The organism is Halomonas sp. H5, assembly GCF_050613175.1.
Lineage (GTDB): Bacteria > Pseudomonadota > Gammaproteobacteria > Pseudomonadales > Halomonadaceae > Bisbaumannia > Bisbaumannia salifodinae.
In genome coordinates, this window is sequence record NZ_CP192510.1 from 3577884 (window position 1) to 3595097 (window position 17214).

Sequence of the window (17214 nt, forward strand, 5' to 3'; positions counted from 1 at the left end):
TCGTTTCTTATCCGGTGAGAACAGCAATGGGCAGAGCCTTCCAGAACCGCAAGGAATCCATGGCCAAGACGGCCGCCGCCAAGACCAAGGTGTACAGCAAGTACGGCCGCGAGATCTATGTCTGCGCCAAGTCCGGCGGCACCGACCCCAACGGTAACCTGACGCTGCGCGGCCTGATCGAACGGGCCAAGAAGGATCAGGTGCCCAGCCACGTGATCGACAAGGCCCTCGACAAGGCCAGCGGCGTGGGCGGCGAGGACTACTCCCCGGCGCGCTACGAGGGCTTCGGCCCCGGCAACGCGATGGTCATCGTCGACTGCCTGACCGACAACCCCAACCGTACCTTCGGCGACGTGCGCGCCTGCTTCACCAAGACCAAGAGCAAGATCGGCACCCCCGGCAGCGTCAGCCATATGTTCGACCACTGCGCCATCCTGGCCTATGCCGGCGATGACGAGGAGGCGGCCCTGGAGGCGCTGATGGAGGCCGATGTCGATGTCACCGACATCGAGAACGAAAACGGCCAGATCACCGTCTTCGCCCCCCATACCGAATACGCCAAGGCCAAGCAGGCCCTGCTGGGCGCCTTCGGCGAGCTCGACTTCGAGGTCGACGAGATCCAGTTCGTGCCCCAGACCACCGCCCCCATCGAGGGCGACGACGTGGCGATGTTCGAGAAATTCCTCGATATGCTCAACGACCTGGACGACGTCCAGAACGTCTTCCATAACGCCGAGCTGCCCGAGGCCTAATCCCTCCATCGCCGCCCTCGAGGCGACGGTGGCGTTTCAGGGCGAGTCCATCAGGGAGCCGTCAGGCCGGCCTCGTCGAGGAAGGCGTCGATCCCCGCCGAATACTCCGGCTCGCTGTCGAGAAAGCCCGTGTTATGGCCACCTTGCATGACCAGCAGCGCCTTGGGCTCGCCGGCGGCGGCATGCACCGCCTCGCCCTCGGCGAAGGGGATGATCTCGTCGTCGCGGCTATGGATCACCAGCAGCGGCGCGGCGATATCGGCCACCCGCCCCGCCACCTCGTACTCCAGCCGCGCCAGCCAGCGCACCGGCAGGAAGGGGTAGAGGCGCTGCCCCAGGGCCGGCACCGAGCGGAAGGGCGACTCCAGGATCACCGCCCCCGGCGGCGTGCCCGCCTCGCTCAGCGCCACCCCCAGCTCGGTGGCCACCGCCGCTCCCAGGGAACGGCCGAACAGCACCACTCGCCCGGGCGCCTCGCCCCGCGCCATCAGCCACTGCCAGGCGGCCCTGGCATCCAGCGCCGTGCCCGCCTCCGAGGGCCGGCCCTCGCTCTTGCCATAGCCCCGGTAGTCGAGGATCAGCACCGACAGCCCCAGGGCATGGAACTGCGCCAGGGAGGCCAGGCGGTGGGAGATATTGCCGGCATTGCCGTGGAAGAACAGCAGGGTACCCCGTGGCGCCGGCGCCGGCAGCCACCAGGCGTCCAGGGTCAGGCCATCCTCGGTGGTCAGGGCCACCGACTCGAAGGGCAGCCCCCGGTCGGCGGGGGTGGCGATGGCCTCGCGCCCCAGGTGCGGCAGGTAGAGCAAGCGCGCCTGGAAGGCCCAGGCCAGGGCCACCACCAGGGCATAGGCGGCGAGCAGGACGACGGCGAGGCGCAACATGGGGCGGCCTCTCGTCACTCAGGCTTGCGGTCGCAGCCCATCACGCCGCCCTTGGCCCAGTCCTCGCCATCCACCTCGCTGAAGAACACCTGCACCGACGCCTCCTCGGCGCCATAGACCTCGGCGAAGGCCTGGGTGATGCGCCGCGCCAGCTCGCGCTTCTGCTCGAGGGGGCGGGGGAACTGCTGAATGGTCACGATGGGCATGGGTAGGGCTCCGGAAAGTCGCCAGGGAAAGACAAGGCGAGCCTAGCACAGCGCCGGGCCGGCCTCCGAGGCGGCGCCTTCGGCGGCTCATTCCTCGTCGATCAGGCCCTGCCAGGCCTCCCAGGCGTCCGCCACCCCCGCCTCCAGGAAGCGGGCGCCGTGCTCGCGGCGGGCCAGGGACGGGTCCGAGCCCATGCGGCCATCCGGGAAGCGCCGCCGGAAGGTCTCGGCGTCGCATTCGGCGCTGCCCAGGGGGGCGATCCGCGGCGTCATGGTCGCCGACTTCTCCACCCCGGCGACATACCAGGAGAGGGCGACCTCCGAGGCCGTGGCGTGGTAGCCCTCGGCGTCGCCATAGAGTTCGGCGGCCAGTTCCCGCACCCGCCGACCCAGGAACCAGTTGAACAGGGCCGGCCGCGGCGCACCGCTCGCCGGCGCCGCCGCCAGGCTGCGGGTGGCATACACCTCGGCGAAGGCCGCCTTGAGGGTGGCGATATTGCCGCCGTGGCCGTTGAGGAAGAGCACCCGGGTGAAGCCGTGGCGCCCCAGGGAGTCGAGGGTATCGCGCAGCAACGCGATCAGGGTGCCGGGCCTCAGGCTAAGGGTGCCGGGGAAGGCCAGGTGGTGCTGGGCCATCCCCAGGCTCAGGGTCGGTCCGATCAGGATATCGTGGCGCTCGCCCAGCGCCCAGGCGATCGCCTCGGGGCAGAGGGCATCGGTGCCGATCAGGCCATTGGGGCCATGCTGCTCGGTGGAGCCGATGGGCACGACGATCCCCGTCGAGCGGCCCAGGTAGGCCTCCACCTCCGGCCAGGTCGAAAGTTGCAGGCGCATGTTCCCTCCTCGGCGGCGTTCGTGTCCCTCCCACTATAGGCCCTGACACGACGAGGGGGCCCGCAGGCCCCCTCGTCTCCCCGCCCGTTTCGCTTCAGGCGGCCTTCTTGCCATGGTGGGTCAGCGCGAACAGCGACCAGCCGGCATCGACGCCGACCAGCAGGCCCATGACGACGCTGTTCCACATCGCCAGGGTCACGCCGGCATAGCCGAGCAGGAAGGGTGCGGCGATCAGCGCCATCCCCAGGGCGAAGAGGATCCATTCCTCCCAGACCTGGGTCTTGCGCAGCACAGCCACGGCGAACACGATCACCGCCACGCCGAGCAGCACCGGGGCCCACATCACCATCCCGGCACCGGCCGCCGCATGGCCGAAAGCGAAGGGCGAAGCCACCAGCCAGACGCCGAACAGCAGCATCAGCCAGTCGCGCCAGTGCATCTTGATCTGCTGAGACTTCAACATCTCGATCATCTCGACACCTCCCCAACCGTTGGACGGTTGATACCCGGCAGGCCCCGGTAAAGCAGAGGCCCGCAATGGAAAGACCCGCCGGTTTTCAAGAGGTTCCATGGTTCGGTGCGAGCCATTGCATCCGAGCAAGGCGCAGGGAAGGAGCAGCCTCGGGGAAAGCGGGTACAGGAAGTCCGGCGGCCTCAGGCGTCGTCGGCGTCGCGCTCGACCAGGGCGGCCAGGCGCTCGGCCTCCTCCTCCCGAGCATCGTCGATCACCGCCAGCAGGTCATCGACATCGACGCCCTGGGACGATTCCTCGAAGGTGCCGCTCAGGGGCGAGTCGGGATGCAGCTCGCCGGCCTCATAAAGGGCCCAGATCTCGCGACCATAGTCACTCGCCAGCAGCTCCGGGGCGAAGCGCCCGAAGTAGCCGCGCATGGTGTCCACGTCGCGGCGCAGCAGCATGCTGGCGCTGTTGTTGCCCGCCGCATCCACCGCCTGGGGCAGGTCGATGATCACCGGCCCTTCCGCATCGAGCAGCACATTGAACTCGGAGAGGTCGCCATGCACCAGGCCGGCGCACAGCATGCGCACCACCTCGCGCATCACCCGGGCGTGGTAGTCGCGGGCCTGGTCGGGCTCGAGCACCACGTCATCCAGGCGTGGCGCCACCAGCCCCTCGGCGTCGGCGATGCGCTCCATCAGCAGCACCCCATCCACGAAGCCATGGGGCCGGGGCACCCGCACGCCGGCCTCGGCCAGGCGATAGAGGGCATCCACCTCGGCATTCAGCCAGGCCTGCTCCTGCTCCTTCTGGCCATAGCGGGTCTTCTTGGCCATGGCCCGGCTGCGCCGGCTGTTGCGGTCCTTGCGACCCTCCTGATACTGCACCGCCTGCTTGAAGCTGCGCTGCTTGGCCTCCTTGAAGACCTTGGCGCAGCGCAGCTCGCCGCCGGCGCGCACCACATAGACCTGGGCTTCCTTGCCACTCATCAGCTGGCTCTCGACCGATTCGATCAGGCCATCGTCCAGCAGGGGTTGTAAGCGTTTGGGGACTTTCATGGCACCTGTTCGATCGGTTCAGCGGCTGACGCGGCGCACGCGAACGCTGCGCCCCTTGAGTTTGTCCCCCTCGAGCTTGGCCAGGGCCGGCTTGGCCACCTCGCGGCGCACCGCCACATAGGCGCTGTTCTGCATGACCTTGATCTTGCCCACCTGGTCGCCGGCGATGCCGCCCTCGCCGGTGAGGGCGCCGAGGATATCGCCGGGGCGCAGCTTCTGCTTCTTGCCGCTGCCGAGTTGCAGGGTGGCCATGGCGGGCACCAGGGGGGCGGTGTCGCGGGGACTGGGCAGCGGCTCGGTATCGAGGATCTCGCCGAGGAAGTCGGCGAGGCGCTCCAGGCGGTAGGCCTCCGCCTCGGCCACCAGGGTACACGCCACCCCGGAGCCGCCGGCCCGGCCGGTACGTCCCACCCGGTGCACATGCACCGCCAGGTCCCGGGCGAGCTGGTAATTGAAGACCGCGTCCAGGGCCTCGATATCCAGGCCCCGGGCCGCCACGTCGGTGGCCACCAGGATCGACACGCTCTTGTTGGCGAACAGCACCAGCAGGCGGTCGCGGTCGCGCTGCTCCAGGTCGCCATGCAGGGCCAGGGCGCTGAAGCCCTCGCGGTTCAAGGCCTCGGCCAGCTCCTGGGTCTCGCGCTTGGTGTTGCAGAACACCACGCTGGACTCGGGGCGGTGATGGCGCAGCAGGCGGCACAGGGCCGGCAGGCGGGCCGCCTCGTCGGCGACCCGGTGAAAATGCTGGCGAATGCTGGTCTCGTCGTGGGTCTCGGTCAACGCCACCTCGAGCGGGTCACGCAGCAACGCCGCGGCGATGGGGCGTAGCGCCTCGGCCCCCGCCCCCTGCAGGCCGGTGGCGCTGAACAGCAGCGTCTGGCGGCTGGCCGGGGTGGCGGCGACGATGGCCTCCAGGGTGGCCTGGAAGCCCATGTCCAGCATGCGATCCGCCTCGTCCAGCACCAGGCTGGCGAGCCCGCCCAGGTCGAGGCTGCCCTTGCGCAGATGCTCCTCCACCCGCCCCGGGGTGCCGACCACGATATGCGCCCCATGGGCCAGGGAGGCCAGCTGGGGCCCGAAGGGCGCGCCGCCGCACAGGGTCAGCACCTTCACATTGGCCAGGGTGCGCGCCAGGCGGCGCAGCTCGCCGGCCACCTGATCGGCCAGCTCCCGGGTGGGACAGAGCACCAGGGCCTGGACCCGGAAGCTGTCACGCTCGAGCCGCGACAACAGGCCCAGGCCGAAGGCCGCGGTCTTGCCGGAACCGGTCTTGGCCTGGGCGATCAGGTCGCGCCCGGCCAGGGCCGCCGGCAGGCTGGCGGCCTGGATCGGCGTCATGGCGTGATAGCCCAGGGAATCCAGGTTGGCCAACAGTTCCGGCGCCAGAGGCAAGGCGGAGAAGGCCCCGGCGTGAGCGGCGGCATCGGACATGGTAGAGGGGTCCTGCGAGATGGAGAGGAGAGAGGGCCAGCAACGAGCCTGGCGCCCAAGGGCGCCAAGCCTAGCAGAAAACGCGGCGAAATACCGCTAACGTGATACGAACGGTCAGGGCAGGAGGACCTCCTTGGGCTTCGGCGTCTCCAGCGAGACCGCCGTGCCGCTGACCCGAATGCCACCCCGCTCGGGCAGGACCACCTCCAGGCGGCTCGGCTGGCCCATCGCCTCGCCCTGGAGGATCGTCAGCCGCGCCGGCGCCGCGATCAAGCCGGCGTCACGCAGGTAGCCGCCGAGGGCCGCCGCCGCGGCGCCGGTGGCCGGGTCCTCCACCACCCCACCCACCGGGAAGGGGTTGCGTGCATGGAAGACGCCCTCGGCGTCGCGCCAGATCAGTGGCAGGGTGGTCAGCCCCTCCCGGGTCATCAAGGCCTTGAGCGCCTCGAAGTCGTAGTCCAGCCGCGCCAGGCGATCGTGGCTGGCCGCCGCCAGCACCAGGTGCCAGACCCCGGCATAGGCCAGCACCGGCGGCAACTCAGGGTCCAGTTCCTCGGCCCCCCAGCCCAGGCAGGCCAGGATCTCGGCGACCAGGGCCGCCGGCGCCGGACGCTGTTGCGGCGCCACCGACACCAGGGTGGCCCACCAGGACTCGCCTTGTCGGCTAACCTCCAGCGGCACCTCGCCGATGGCGGTCTCCAGCCGGTAGCTGCCCGGGCCATGCAGGCGCCCCAGCACCACCCCGGCGGCCACGCTGGCATGACCGCAGAAGTCGATCTCCTTGGCGGGGCTGTAATAGCGCACCCGGTAGCGCCCCTCCCCGAGGGGGGCCAGGAAGATGGTCTCGGAATAGCCCACCTCGGTGGCGAGCTCCTGCATGGTGGCGGCCGGGGGCAATGTCTCGCCCAGCCAGACCCCGGCCGGGTTGCCACCCCGGGGATCCTGGGTGAAGGCGGCGAGGCGATAGAGGCGCTCGGTCATGGGGCACTCCCGTGTCGTGGTAGAGGAGGTTCCCATTCTCTCGTTAGCTGGTTTAATGACAACGGACGTTTTTTCACCCCTAGGCTTAGCAAGGCTAACTCATGCACCCTCGACGCCTCCCCCTGGCCACCCTCAACGCCTTCGAGACGGCGGCCCGCCTGGGCAGCTTCCGCACCGCCGCCGAGGAGCTGCACGTCACCCCCGCCGCGGTCAGCCATCGCATCAAGGCGCTGGAGGCCGAGCTGGGCGTGCGCCTCTTCGAGCGGCGCGCCCGGGGCGTGGCCCTGACCCGCGCCGGGGAGCGCTACCGGGAGCGCATCGCCGAGGCCTTCGCGCTGATCGAACAGGCCACCGCCGAGCTCGGCCGGCCGCCCATCGATGGTCCCCTGAGGGTCTCGGCGCCCCAGTCATTCACCCGCCACTGCCTGCTGCCGCGCCTCGGCGACCTGCTGCAGCGCCATCCGGGGCTGCGCCTCGACCTGCTGGGCGCCGACCGCCTGGTCGACCTGCACCGCGGCGAGGCCGACCTGGCGATCCGCTTCGGCGGCGGTCACTACCCCGGCCTGCAAGCCGACTACCTGCTGGGCGATGCCATCACCGTGGTGGGGCCGGCGGAGGCCGCCGGCGACTGGCGACGGCGGCGCTTTATCGAGGACGGCGGCGCCACCGCCACCGAGCCCTGGAGCCATTGGCGCCCCTGGTGGCACGCCGAAGGCCTCCACGACACCGACGACCTGCCCCGGCTGCGGGTCTCCGACGCCGGCCTGGCCCTGGCCGCCTGCCAGCAAGGCCTGGGACTCTGCCTGACGCGTTTCACGGTGGCCCAGCAGACGCTGGGCCAGGGCAGCCTATGCCCCCTGCGTCCCTGGCGCCGCACCGAGTTCGCCTACTACCTGGTCGGCCTGCCCGGGGTAATGGCGAGCCCCCGGGCGACCGCCTTCCGCGACTGGCTGCGGGACAGCCTCGCCCCCCTGGAGCAGGAGCTGCAGGCGACCCTGAGCGGCCCCGCCGGGCGCTCGACGCATCGCCCGGAGTGAGTCCCCGCTTCGCCGCCAGCCCAGCGCTTCCCTTATGGCTGCTAGCCTGTATGATGGAACGGCAAGCGATTTTCAGCGGAGATACCAAGACGAGCGATCATTCTTTCCAAGCCAATACCGGAGGTTGACATGAAGGTCTACAAACCTGAATGGCGATGCACCTTTAGCGTAAACGACGGCGTGGAAGAATCAGCCAACTGGACAACCCGTTTCGCCTGGTCATTGCGACGCTTCGCCGACCGGCTCGAGGGACGGGGCCGCACCCTCAAGATCGACTACGATGTCGCCCCCGCGGTGAGCCGCCAGGAGGTGGATACCTGCCTGGGCAAGGGCTTCGAGTTGACCCAGGGCCTACTCACCCAACTCGCCCACCAGGCCGCCTGCGAGGCGGTGATGCGCGACGCCAAGGCGGAACTCTACGAAGAAGAGCCTCGCCGCTGACCCGAAGCCCCGGCCCCGCGCCGGGGCTTCGCTATCCACGGGCCGCCGAAACGCCTCCCCGGATCAGCCGCCCGCTGACCACCCTCTTCCCCACCAGGGCATCGGGTTAATTTAGCATTTTGCGGTCTTTTGCGCCCAACGTCGCCCATCTTCGCAAAGACTTGCCGCCCCTGGCCTGGCCGGTTACTATCCGCTAGCCCCCTGGCCCTCATCGCCTCGAATGATGCGATATCCGCGACATGAGACCCCTGAGGTAATCCCATGGGAAATCGACCCAAGTTTCTGCTGCTTGCCGCCCTGCTAGGGCTACTGACGTTAGGCCCGATCGCTACCGCCCAGGCCCACGAAGTCGCCCCCCAGCGTGGCGTCGCCTCCTTCTACAGCGACCGCTTCCAGGGCGCCACCACCGCCAGTGGTGACACCTTCGACCAACAGGCCCTCACCGCCGCCCACCCCAACCTGCCCTTCGGCACCCGGGTGCTGGTGACGCGCCGCGATACCGGCCAGGAGGTGGAGGTCACCATCAATGATCGCGGCCCCTTCGTGGCGGGCCGTATCATCGACCTCTCCAAGCGCGCCGCCCGGGAACTCGGCATGCTGCGCCGTGGCACCGCACCGGTGATGATCACCCAGGTCGACTAGGCTTTGTCTGAAAAGTCGGCGAGCGATGGCCAGACAAGGCAAAAGTCGGCGAAAAGACGGAGTTTACGCGGTGTAAATGAGTACTTTGAGCCGATTTTTAACGCCGTATGGGTGAGCGCAGGCAGTTTTCGGACAAAGCCTAGGCCGCGAGTCGATATTGCCGTCTTACTAACGCATGATGCCCGCCTTTCGGCGGGCATCATGCGTTTCGGTCACGAAAACCGCTTACTCCACGCTTTCGCGCTTGTCCTCGGTGCGGGTCTCGAAATCACTGGCATCGTGGCGCTCGTGGAGCTGCATGGCCGGATCGCCGAAGGTGCGGTTGACCATGCGCCCGCGGCGCACCGCCGGCCGCGCGTCGATCGCCCTGGCCCAGCGCTGCACATTGGCGTACTCCTGCACCTGCAGGAACTCGCCGGCATCGTATTGCCGCCCCAGGGCCAGCTGGCCATACCAGGCCCAGTTGGCGATATCGGCGATGGTGTAGTCATCGCCGGCCAGATAGGGCGTCTCGGCCAGGCGCCGATCCAGCACGTCCAGTTGACGCTTGGCCTCCATCGCGTAGCGGTCGATGGCGTACTCGATCTTCTCCGGCGCATAGGCATAGAAATGGCCGAAGCCGCCGCCCAGGAAGGGCGCGCTGCCCATCTGCCAGAACAGCCAGTTGAGGGTCTCGGTGCGCTTCGCCAGGCCGCCCGGCAGGAATTCACCGAAGCGCTCGGCCAGGTAGAGCAGGATGGCGCCGGACTCGAAGACCCGGAGCGGCTCGGCCGGGCCATGATCGACCAGCGCCGGGATCTTGGAGTTGGGGTTGATCTCGACGAAGCCGCTGCCGAACTGGTCGCCGTCGCCGATGCGGATCAGCCAGGCATCGTACTCGGCGTCCTGATAACCCAGCGCCAGCAACTCCTCCAGCATCACCGTCACCTTCACGCCGTTGGGCGTGCCCATCGAGTAGAGCTGGAAGGGGTGCTTGCCCACCGGCAGCGCCTGGTCGTGGGTCGGCCCGGCGATGGGGCGATTGATGCTGGCGAAGGTGCCGCCGCTGGCCTTCTCCCAGGTCCACACCTTCGGGGGTACGTATCCGCTCTCTTGGCTCATCTCGCCTCCTCACGGGGAACTCCGATCCCGCGCCGGGGGCGGCACGGGACGACCTCTTTAGTCTGACAAACGATAGCCTGTTAAGGTTTCCTCCGCGAGTCCACCCGCCGGCTTATCGGGCCGCCCGCTGCCAGGCGCGCCGGGCCTCGCGCCCGAGGCCCCTGGGCAGGACGACACGGGTCGCGCCGAGGTAATCGAGAAACTCACCGGCGGCCCGCTGCAGCGCCTCGGCCAGGCCTTCGGGCAGCCTGGCGGGGTGGATATCGGCTTCCCAGTGCCAGGCGAGGAGGCTCAGGGTGCCCTGCTGGCACCTGGCATCGAAACGGGCGACGAAGCGCTCGCCCCATAGCACCGGCAGCACATAGTATCCCCAGCGGCGCTGGGCCTGGGGCTTGTAGACCTCCCAGACGTAATCGAAGCCGAAGAGCCGGGCGACGCCGCCGCGGTCCCAGATCAGCGGATCCAGCGGGGCGAGGAAGCGCATCCCCCCGGGACCGGCCGAGGCCGAGGCCGGGGCCGCGTCCAGCGCCGCGAGGGCCGCAGGCGTGGTCCAGTAGCGGGTGCCTTCCACGTCGAGGTCGATCAACTCCCCGCGGGCCATGGCCCGGGCGGCGATGCGATCGCGCTCGGCACGCGGACAGGGCAGCAACCAGACGGCGGCATCGGCGGAGGGACGCAGCAGGCCGGCGGCCTGTACGCGGCGCACCACCAACCGTTGCAGGGCATCGTCTGGCGTGGCATCCGCCTCCCTCGCCCCCGGGGGCAGCACGCGCTCGGGCAGGTCATAGGCATGGCGACCGCCCACGCGATGGTGGGTCATCAAGTGTCCGGCGTCCCATAACGCCTTGAGCAGATGCCGCGAGCGCTTGGGACCGTACCAGCTGCCGCGCAAGGCGGGGTCGGCACGTTGATCGCCGAGCTCGAGGCTGGTGGCGGGGCCCTGGCGAGCCACCTGCTCGACCAGGGCACGGGCCTCCGGGGCAGCGACGTCCACGCCACGCTGCCGCCAGCGCCGGGCGAACCAGCGATGAAACGGCGCCTGGGCCCACCACTCCCCGGGCTGGATCAGGCTGGCCTGCTTGTCCCAACCATCGACCAGCAGCCGTCGAGCATAGGCCGCCTGCAGCCAGTCGCCCCGCCGGTAGCCGGGCACCCGGGCCTGCAGGACCAGGTCCGGGTTGGTGCCGACCGGCGCCAGGGGATCGAACTGAATGGTCCCCAGGCGACGGATCACGGTCGCCAACGGCGCCGGTGGGAAGTGATAGCGCACCAGCAGGCGGCGAGCGTCGGCGCGAGTCAGGGTAAAGCCTTGTTGGGCGGTCATCGGCACTCCTGGTTCCGAGGCATCCCCCATCTTAGATGAACCGCACAGAATGAGGCATGGGCCCGCCGCTCAGTCGGCCGTGGTGGGCTCCGGGGGGGTACCCTGCTCCCTTCGCCATGTCGCCGGTGGCGCGCCGAACTCGCGCTTGAACGCCTTGTTGAAGGAGGCCTCCGATTCGTACCCCGCCTCCAGCGCAATGCGCGAGATGGGGGTCGGCGACTCGCGCAACTGGCGTGCGGCGTTCTGCAGGCGCAGCCTGGCCAGATAGCGCATCGGCGGCACGCCCACCAGCTCGGTGAAACGCTCGGCGAAGGCCGAGCGGGACAGACCGACCTGGCGCGCCAGCGCTTGCGTCGTCCAGTGTCGCTGCGGATGATCGTGCAGTTGGGTCAGCGCACCGCTGACGAACGGGTCGCGCAACCCGCCTACCCAGGCACGCTGCTCGGGCGGCAGGCTGGCGAGATAACGTTGCACGGCCTCGATGAAGAGCAGTTCGGCGAGTCGGGCGAGAAGGTCCGGCGAGCGCACGGTGCCGGCGGCCAGTTCGCTGGCGGCGAAGCGGAAGGAGCTCTCGATCCACGACCCGGCCGCGCCCTCCGCCACATCCAGCGTCATCACGCTGGGCAGCACACCGATCAGGGCATCGCAGGGCATCTCGCTATGCAGGAAACCGCACAGCAGCCGCGTGGTGTCGCCGCCGCCACCGTAGACGATCCGAGCCGGTCCCCCCTCGATCATCGGTTGCATCAGATGCTCGACGCTGACCGGCGGGCAGCCCAGCTCACTGCCGAGGACATGCGGATCGTTACGCGGCAGGAGCACGATATGCCCCGCCGATACCACCACCGGCACGCCCGGGTCCACCTGCAACAGCAGCCGGCCGGCGCTGACGTAATGGTAGGCCAGGATGCCCCCGGGCACGGGGGTGAACGGCCGGCAGTCTTCCGGCGTGACCTGCGCCGCCACACACCACGGCGCGGTGAACTCGGCATCGAGGAAGATGCCACCGGTAAAGCGGATCATGCGCAGCACATCGAGCGCAGCATCCATCGGTCGATGCCTCCATCGCGGCGGATCGGACAACAACGCCGGCGCCTCGGCCATTATTGCCCCCCGCACCTCCGAGTAGTCTAGCAGCATGGTGAGTGGCCAGGCCGCCACCAGGCGGGCGACACCCCGTCCCCGCCAACCGTAGCAACCCGATCGTGGAGCCCCTGCCATGCTGACCGACCGCCAAGGAAACACCCTGCCCGGTGCCACTGCCAATACTCTGGCGCTGTACAACCGCTCTGTCGATGCCTTCAACATCTACCGTGGCGACCCCGTCACGCCGCTGGATCAGGCCCTCGAGGCGGCCCCCGACTTCACCATGGCCCGCCTCTTCAGGACCTACCTGTTCGCCCTGGCCACCGAGCCCGACGCCGCCGACGCGGCCAGGGCCGATCTGAGCCTCGCCAAGGCCTCACGCCTGACCGACCGGGAGGCCTCCCATGTGGCCGCCCTCGACCACCTGCTGGCCGGCGAGTGGACCGCGGCCGGGGTCGCGCTGGACCACCACAACCTGCGCTACCCACACGACCTGGTGGCCCTGCAGGCGGGACACCTGACGGACTTCTACCGGGCCAACGCCCGCAACCTGCGCGACCGCCTTGCCCGCGTGCTGCCCAGGTGGTCGCCCGACACGCCGGCCTATTCGATCGTGCTGGGCATGTACGCCTTCGGCCTCGAGGAGACCGGTGACTACGCCCGCGCCGAGGACACCGGCCGGCAGGCGCTGGACCTCCAGCCCCTGGACTGCTGGGCGCATCACGCCGTGGCTCACGTCATGGAAATGCAGGGCCGTGCCGAGGACGGCATCGGCTGGATGACGGTGCGCGAGCCCTACTGGTCCGGCGATGACAACCTGTTCAAGGTCCACAACTGGTGGCACCGCGCCCTCTGCCATCTCGACCTCGGCCAGACCCACGACGCCCTGGCCCTCTACGACGGACCGATCCGCCAGGAGCGCAGCGCCGTGGCCCTGGACATGGTCGACGCCTCGGCCCTGCTCTGGCGGCTGACCCTCACCGGCCAGGACGTCGGCGACCGCTGGCAGGAACTGGCGGATGCCTGGGACAGGCATGCCGACGGCAGGCTCTACCCGTTCAACGACTGGCACGCGGTCATGGCCTATCTGGGCGCCGGACGCGACGATCGGGTGGACGGGCTGCTGACGATGCTGCGCGATACCGACGGCGCCACGGAAACCGCGGCCTGGGCCCGGCGTATCGGCCTGCCCCTGGTGGAAGGGCTCGTGGCCTTCTGGCGCGGCGACCATGCCACCGCGATCGATCGCCTGCATCCGGCGCGCTTCATCGCCAACGGCTTCGGCGGCAGCCATGCCCAGCGCGACATCATCGACTGGACGCTGACCGAGGCCGCCCTGCGCGGCGGCTATCGCGACCTGGCCGAAGGCCTGGCCAGCGAGCGCCTGGCGCTCAAGCCGCACAGCCCCCTCAATCGGGACTTCCTGCGGCGCGCCACCGCCCCTGATCAGGACGCGAAACGGACCGTTTGAGGTAGTGACGCCGCCCCTGATCAGGACGCGAGATGGACCGCTTGAGGTAGTGACGCCGCCCCTGATCAGGACGCGAGATGGACCGCTTGAGGTAGTGACGCCGCCTCGCGCAGCGCGCGAGGCGACGACGCAGGCCGTCTACACTGCTCATAGCAAGCCTTCCCGGAGTGCCCATGTTCCCGGAACCCCGCCCCCTGTCGCGTCGGCGGCTGCTCGGCGGCCTGCTGGGCCTCGCCGCCGGTGCCATGCTGCCGCCCCTCACCGCGCGCGCCTGGTCCAGCGACATCCTGACCCGCGAGGTGCCCGCCACCGGCGAGTCCCTGCCGCTGGTGGGGCTCGGCAGTTGGATCACCTTCAACGTCGGCAACGACCCGTTGCTGCTCGAGGCGTGCACGGCGGTGATGGCGGCCTTCTTCGCCGGGGGCGGGCGGATGATCGACTCCTCGCCGATGTACGGTTCCTCCCAGGCGACCATCGGCCACGGACTCGCCGAGCTCGACGCCGCCGACCGGGTCTACGCAACCGACAAGATCTGGACCTCGCGCCCCGCCGAGGGGGCGTCGCAGATCGAGGCCTCGCGGCGCGACTGGGGCGTGCCACGCTTCGACCTGCTGCAGGTGCACAACCTGGTCGCCTGGGAGGCGAACCTGGCGACGCTGCAGGCGATGAAGGCCGCCGGCGAGATACGCCACCTCGGCATCACCACCTCCCACGGCCGGCGCCACGCGGCCCTCGAGCGCATCATGCGCGAGGCCGACCTCGACTTCGTGCAGCTTACCTACAACATCGTCGACCGCGAGGCCGAGCGGCGCTTGCTGCCGCTGGCCCGCGAGCGCGGCATCGGGGTGATCGCCAACCGCCCCTTCCAGCGCAAGCGCCTGATCCGCCGCCTGGCGGGCGAGCCGTTGCCCGACTGGGCGGCCGAGATCGGCGCCACGAGCTGGGCGCAGTTTATCCTCAAGTTTATCGTCTCCCACCCCGCGGTGAGCTGCGCCATCCCCGCGACCACCCGGGTCGAGCACGTGCGCGAGAACCTGGCCGCGGCCCGCGAGCCGCTGCCCGATGCCGCGCTGCGCCGGCGCATGGCCGACTACGTCCGGGCCCTCTAGCGAGGCGGAGCGATGAGCGAGTGGTGGAGCTACCGGCCCGATGACCTGCTGATGTTCTCGCTGCGCGTCTACGAGCGCCTCTTCGTGCTGCACAACCAGGCGCTCTGGCCGGCCCAGTGGCTCGCCCTGGCCCTGGGTGCCGGCCTGCTCTTCGCGCTGTGGCACCCGGGGGCCGGGCGGCTACGCCTGGTCATCCCCCTGCTGGCGGCGGCCTGGGCCTTCGTCGCCTGGGCCTTCCTGTGGCAGCGCTACGCGCCCATCCACTGGGGCATCCGCTACCTGGTGCCGCTCTTCGCGCTCCAGGCGCTGTTGTTGCTCGCCCTGGGCCTGTGGCGAGGCGGGCTCGTCCTGCCATCACGCCGGCGGGCGGCGCGCGTCATGGGCATGGGGCTCGTCGCCTACGGCGTCTTCCTGCATCCCCTCACCGCCCTGCTGCACGGCCGCGGCCTGGCCGGCGCCGAGGTGTTCGGTCTCACCCCCGACCCGCTGGCCATGGTCACCCTCGGCGTGGCGGCGCTGGTCCAACCGGTGCGACGCGGCTGGGCACTGCTGGTCATCCCCGCCCTGTGGTGCCTGCTCAGCGCCGCCACCCTGCGGCTGCTGGGAGCCCCGGGCGCCTGGTTGCCGCTCGCCGCGGTGGTGATCGCCGTGGCGGCACGGCTCATGCCGCGTGGCTGAATCAGCGGGACGTGAAGGCGGATTTCGCCGCCGCATCCTGAAAGCGTCCCGTCAGGAACCCGCGGCCGAGCGGCGAATAGGGCTACCAACTGACGAGGAGGGTGCCGACCCGATCGAGAAGGCCGAAACGCCCTACTCCCGACCGGGATCGCGCACGCAGGAAAACCAGGGCGGCCCCGAGGGATCCCCCGGTTTTCCCGCGCGGCGTTTTGACAGCCTCCCGCCACCACCTAGACTGGAATCAGAGACATTCCATCGAGAGGTGTCAGTATGTTGCGCCACAGCATACGGGACCGTCTCCTTGCCCTGCGCGGGGCGAGCCTTGCCGCGGGCGCTGCGTTCGCCCTGGCCATGCAGCCCTCGACCGCCCTCGCGCAGAACGAGCCCTCCGATCCCGAATTCCGCACCAGTTACGGGGACATGACCTTCCCCGAGCAGTTCCCCGACGGCACCGCCATCAGCCTCACCCAATGGAGCCACTTCGTGCCGCGCTATGACGAATGGTTCCGGGAATACGCCCAGCGCTGGGGCGAAGCGCACAACGTCGAGGTCACGGTGAACATGATCAACCTCGCCGACCTGACGTCGACGCTCTCGGCCTCCATCGCCGCCGGAGAGGGTGCCACGGTCTTCGAGATGGTGGCCCCACCCACGGCGTTCATCGACGGCCTGCAGTCGTTGGCAGACGTCAACCAGGCCGCGGCGGAAGCCTTCGGCGAGCGCACCGACACCTGCGAGCGCTCCAGCTACCTGCCCGCCACCGACACCTGGTACGGCTTCTGCCATGGCTGGGTGCCCGACCCCGGCGACTATCGACGCTCGCTGTGGGCCGACGCCGGCTTCCCCGAGGGACCCGTGACCTACCAGGACCTGCTCGAGGGCGGTGCCAGGATCTTCGAAGACACCGGCCTCCCGGTGGCGGTGGGCATGTCGCCGGAGATCGACTCCGAGTTCTATGCCCGCGCGTTGATCTGGTCTTATGGCGGCTCGATCCAGGACGAGGACGGCAACGTGACCTTCGACTCGCCCGAGGTGCTCGAGGCGGTGCGCTTCCAGAAGCAGCTGTTCGACAGCGCCATGACGCCGGAGGTCTTCGCCTGGAACGCGGCCTCCAATAACCAGACCTTTATCGGCGGCCGCGCCTCCTACATCCAGAACTCCATCTCCTTCTATCGCAGCGCCCAGGAGTCGGCCCCGGAGGTCGCCGCGGACACCGGCTTCCGACCGGGTCTGCAGGGCCCCGGCGGCGAGGTGAGGATGCCTTCCCATGTGTGGTTCATCGACGTGATCCCCGACTACGTGACGGACCCCGACGAGCTGGCCGCGGCCCAGAAGTTCATGCTCGACCTGGAGAACAACTACGCCAGCGCCTCCTACTACTCGAAGTTCTACAACTTCCCGGCCTTCCCGTCGCGCAGCGAGTCGCTGTTCGCCGAGGACGGCTGGCTGAGCGACGATCCCTGGGGCGCCGAGCCGCCGGACAAGCTGGCCCTGCTCAGGACCGCGGAGGAGTGGACCGCCTGGCTCGGCTATCCCGGCTACGCCAACCCGGCGATCAGCGAGGTGTACGAGTCCCATCTGCTCTCCAGCATGATGGCCGACGTCGCCCGCGGCGAGAAGACGCCGGAACAGGCGATCGCCGACACCCACGCCGAGATCGAGGAGATCTTCGCCAAGTGGCGTGAACGCGGGATGATCGGTAGCGGCAGCGACTGATGACCG

Annotated in this window: 18 protein-coding genes; 8 read left to right on the top strand and 10 right to left on the bottom strand. The window is 69.4% G+C overall.

Translation table 11 applies throughout. From position 1 onward, the window contains the following. Window positions 1-26: 26 nt before the first annotated feature. Entirely contained in the window at window positions 27-752 is a 726-nt protein-coding gene (locus ACQ1W9_RS16515) for a YebC/PmpR family DNA-binding transcriptional regulator (protein ID WP_431024333.1), read from the top strand. A gap of 50 nt (window positions 753-802) precedes the next feature. Here ACQ1W9_RS16515 and ACQ1W9_RS16520 read toward each other — a convergent pair whose 3' ends face one another. The 7 genes from ACQ1W9_RS16520 to ACQ1W9_RS16550 form a co-directional block, all read right to left on the bottom strand. Continuing rightward, window positions 803-1636 (bottom strand): alpha/beta hydrolase, encoded by an 834-nt coding sequence (locus ACQ1W9_RS16520; protein WP_431024334.1) that lies wholly within the window; start codon window positions 1634-1636, stop codon window positions 803-805. Between the two features lie 14 nt (window positions 1637-1650). Then, window positions 1651-1842: a tautomerase family protein gene (locus tag ACQ1W9_RS16525; protein WP_346062687.1), complete on the bottom strand. Its 192-nt coding sequence runs from the start codon at window positions 1840-1842 to the stop codon at window positions 1651-1653. Between the two features lie 87 nt (window positions 1843-1929). Beyond that, window positions 1930-2676, bottom strand: coding sequence for a creatininase family protein (locus ACQ1W9_RS16530; protein ID WP_431024335.1), 747 nt, complete (start codon window positions 2674-2676; stop codon window positions 1930-1932). A gap of 94 nt (window positions 2677-2770) precedes the next feature. Next, window positions 2771-3148: an SPW repeat protein gene (locus tag ACQ1W9_RS16535; RefSeq protein WP_346062689.1), complete on the bottom strand. Its 378-nt coding sequence runs from the start codon at window positions 3146-3148 to the stop codon at window positions 2771-2773. 182 nt (window positions 3149-3330) lie between these two features. After that, entirely contained in the window at window positions 3331-4191 is an 861-nt protein-coding gene (locus ACQ1W9_RS16540) for a PA4780 family RIO1-like protein kinase (protein ID WP_431024336.1), read from the bottom strand. Between the two features lie 18 nt (window positions 4192-4209). Continuing rightward, window positions 4210-5622 (bottom strand): ATP-dependent RNA helicase DbpA, encoded by a 1413-nt coding sequence (gene dbpA / locus ACQ1W9_RS16545; RefSeq protein WP_431024337.1) that lies wholly within the window; start codon window positions 5620-5622, stop codon window positions 4210-4212. Window positions 5623-5736: 114 nt separating this feature from the next. After that, on the bottom strand, window positions 5737-6603 hold the full coding sequence (locus ACQ1W9_RS16550) for a PhzF family phenazine biosynthesis protein (protein ID WP_431024338.1): 867 nt from the start codon (window positions 6601-6603) through the stop codon (window positions 5737-5739). Between the two features lie 101 nt (window positions 6604-6704). Between ACQ1W9_RS16550 and ACQ1W9_RS16555 the strand changes: the two genes are divergently transcribed. From ACQ1W9_RS16555 to ACQ1W9_RS16565, 3 genes are all read left to right on the top strand, one after another. Next, window positions 6705-7640 (top strand): LysR substrate-binding domain-containing protein, encoded by a 936-nt coding sequence (locus ACQ1W9_RS16555; RefSeq protein WP_431024339.1) that lies wholly within the window; start codon window positions 6705-6707, stop codon window positions 7638-7640. A gap of 129 nt (window positions 7641-7769) precedes the next feature. Continuing rightward, the gene (locus tag ACQ1W9_RS16560) at window positions 7770-8081 is read left to right on the top strand and encodes a hypothetical protein (RefSeq protein WP_346062694.1); all 312 of its coding nucleotides are present in this window, start codon (window positions 7770-7772) and stop codon (window positions 8079-8081) included. Between the two features lie 261 nt (window positions 8082-8342). Continuing rightward, window positions 8343-8723 carry a septal ring lytic transglycosylase RlpA family protein gene (locus ACQ1W9_RS16565; RefSeq protein WP_346062695.1) on the top strand — a complete coding sequence of 127 codons (381 nt, stop codon included), beginning with the start codon at window positions 8343-8345 and terminating at the stop codon, window positions 8721-8723. Window positions 8724-8948: 225 nt separating this feature from the next. On the opposite strand, the gene yghU is transcribed toward ACQ1W9_RS16565, so the two are convergent. The 3 genes from yghU to ACQ1W9_RS16580 all read right to left on the bottom strand — a co-directional run bounded on the left by yghU (window position 8949) and on the right by ACQ1W9_RS16580 (window position 12198). After that, complete coding sequence (yghU, locus tag ACQ1W9_RS16570) at window positions 8949-9824, bottom strand: glutathione-dependent disulfide-bond oxidoreductase (RefSeq protein WP_431024340.1); 876 nt, start codon at window positions 9822-9824, stop codon at window positions 8949-8951. 112 nt (window positions 9825-9936) lie between these two features. Then, the gene (locus tag ACQ1W9_RS16575; RefSeq protein WP_431024341.1) at window positions 9937-11148 is read right to left on the bottom strand and encodes a DNA glycosylase AlkZ-like family protein; all 1212 of its coding nucleotides are present in this window, start codon (window positions 11146-11148) and stop codon (window positions 9937-9939) included. Between the two features lie 69 nt (window positions 11149-11217). After that, window positions 11218-12198 carry an AraC family transcriptional regulator gene (locus tag ACQ1W9_RS16580; RefSeq protein WP_431024342.1) on the bottom strand — a complete coding sequence of 327 codons (981 nt, stop codon included), beginning with the start codon at window positions 12196-12198 and terminating at the stop codon, window positions 11218-11220. Between the two features lie 169 nt (window positions 12199-12367). Here ACQ1W9_RS16580 and ACQ1W9_RS16585 point away from each other — a divergent pair, with 169 nt between their 5' ends. The 4 genes from ACQ1W9_RS16585 (at window position 12368) to ACQ1W9_RS16600 (ending at window position 17208) form a co-directional block, all read left to right on the top strand. Next, on the top strand, window positions 12368-13705 hold the full coding sequence (locus ACQ1W9_RS16585) for a tetratricopeptide repeat protein (protein ID WP_431024343.1): 1338 nt from the start codon (window positions 12368-12370) through the stop codon (window positions 13703-13705). Between the two features lie 173 nt (window positions 13706-13878). Then, a complete protein-coding gene (locus ACQ1W9_RS16590; RefSeq protein ID WP_431024344.1) occupies window positions 13879-14814 on the top strand; it encodes an aldo/keto reductase in 936 nt (311 codons plus the stop codon). 12 nt (window positions 14815-14826) lie between these two features. Then, window positions 14827-15492, top strand: a complete 666-nt coding sequence (locus ACQ1W9_RS16595) for a DUF6064 family protein (RefSeq protein WP_431024345.1) — start codon at window positions 14827-14829, stop codon at window positions 15490-15492. A 351-nt stretch (window positions 15493-15843) separates the two neighbouring features. Then, on the top strand, window positions 15844-17208 hold the full coding sequence (locus ACQ1W9_RS16600) for an ABC transporter substrate-binding protein (RefSeq protein ID WP_431024346.1): 1365 nt from the start codon (window positions 15844-15846) through the stop codon (window positions 17206-17208). Window positions 17209-17214: the final 6 nt, after the last annotated feature.

Bases quoted from the DNA above. Each gene is read 5' to 3' on its own strand.
- yghU (WP_431024340.1), bottom strand. From the start codon at position 9,824: ATGAGCCAAGAGAGCGGATACGTACCCCCGAAGGTGTGGACCTGGGAG.
- ACQ1W9_RS16540 (WP_431024336.1), bottom strand. From the start codon at position 4,191: ATGAAAGTCCCCAAACGCTTACAACCCCTGCTGGACGATGGCCTGATC.
- dbpA (WP_431024337.1), bottom strand. From the start codon at position 5,622: ATGTCCGATGCCGCCGCTCACGCCGGGGCCTTCTCCGCCTTGCCTCTG.
- ACQ1W9_RS16555 (WP_431024339.1), top strand. From the start codon at position 6,705: ATGCACCCTCGACGCCTCCCCCTGGCCACCCTCAACGCCTTCGAGACG.
- ACQ1W9_RS16565 (WP_346062695.1), top strand. From the start codon at position 8,343: ATGGGAAATCGACCCAAGTTTCTGCTGCTTGCCGCCCTGCTAGGGCTA.
- ACQ1W9_RS16560 (WP_346062694.1), top strand. From the start codon at position 7,770: ATGAAGGTCTACAAACCTGAATGGCGATGCACCTTTAGCGTAAACGAC.
- ACQ1W9_RS16580 (WP_431024342.1), bottom strand. From the start codon at position 12,198: ATGGATGCTGCGCTCGATGTGCTGCGCATGATCCGCTTTACCGGTGGC.
- ACQ1W9_RS16585 (WP_431024343.1), top strand. From the start codon at position 12,368: ATGCTGACCGACCGCCAAGGAAACACCCTGCCCGGTGCCACTGCCAAT.
- ACQ1W9_RS16575 (WP_431024341.1), bottom strand. From the start codon at position 11,148: ATGACCGCCCAACAAGGCTTTACCCTGACTCGCGCCGACGCTCGCCGC.
- ACQ1W9_RS16535 (WP_346062689.1), bottom strand. From the start codon at position 3,148: ATGATCGAGATGTTGAAGTCTCAGCAGATCAAGATGCACTGGCGCGAC.
- ACQ1W9_RS16590 (WP_431024344.1), top strand. From the start codon at position 13,879: ATGTTCCCGGAACCCCGCCCCCTGTCGCGTCGGCGGCTGCTCGGCGGC.
- ACQ1W9_RS16520 (WP_431024334.1), bottom strand. From the start codon at position 1,636: ATGTTGCGCCTCGCCGTCGTCCTGCTCGCCGCCTATGCCCTGGTGGTG.
- ACQ1W9_RS16595 (WP_431024345.1), top strand. From the start codon at position 14,827: ATGAGCGAGTGGTGGAGCTACCGGCCCGATGACCTGCTGATGTTCTCG.
- ACQ1W9_RS16530 (WP_431024335.1), bottom strand. From the start codon at position 2,676: ATGCGCCTGCAACTTTCGACCTGGCCGGAGGTGGAGGCCTACCTGGGC.
- ACQ1W9_RS16550 (WP_431024338.1), bottom strand. From the start codon at position 6,603: ATGACCGAGCGCCTCTATCGCCTCGCCGCCTTCACCCAGGATCCCCGG.
- ACQ1W9_RS16600 (WP_431024346.1), top strand. From the start codon at position 15,844: ATGCAGCCCTCGACCGCCCTCGCGCAGAACGAGCCCTCCGATCCCGAA.
- ACQ1W9_RS16525 (WP_346062687.1), bottom strand. From the start codon at position 1,842: ATGCCCATCGTGACCATTCAGCAGTTCCCCCGCCCCCTCGAGCAGAAG.
- ACQ1W9_RS16515 (WP_431024333.1), top strand. From the start codon at position 27: ATGGGCAGAGCCTTCCAGAACCGCAAGGAATCCATGGCCAAGACGGCC.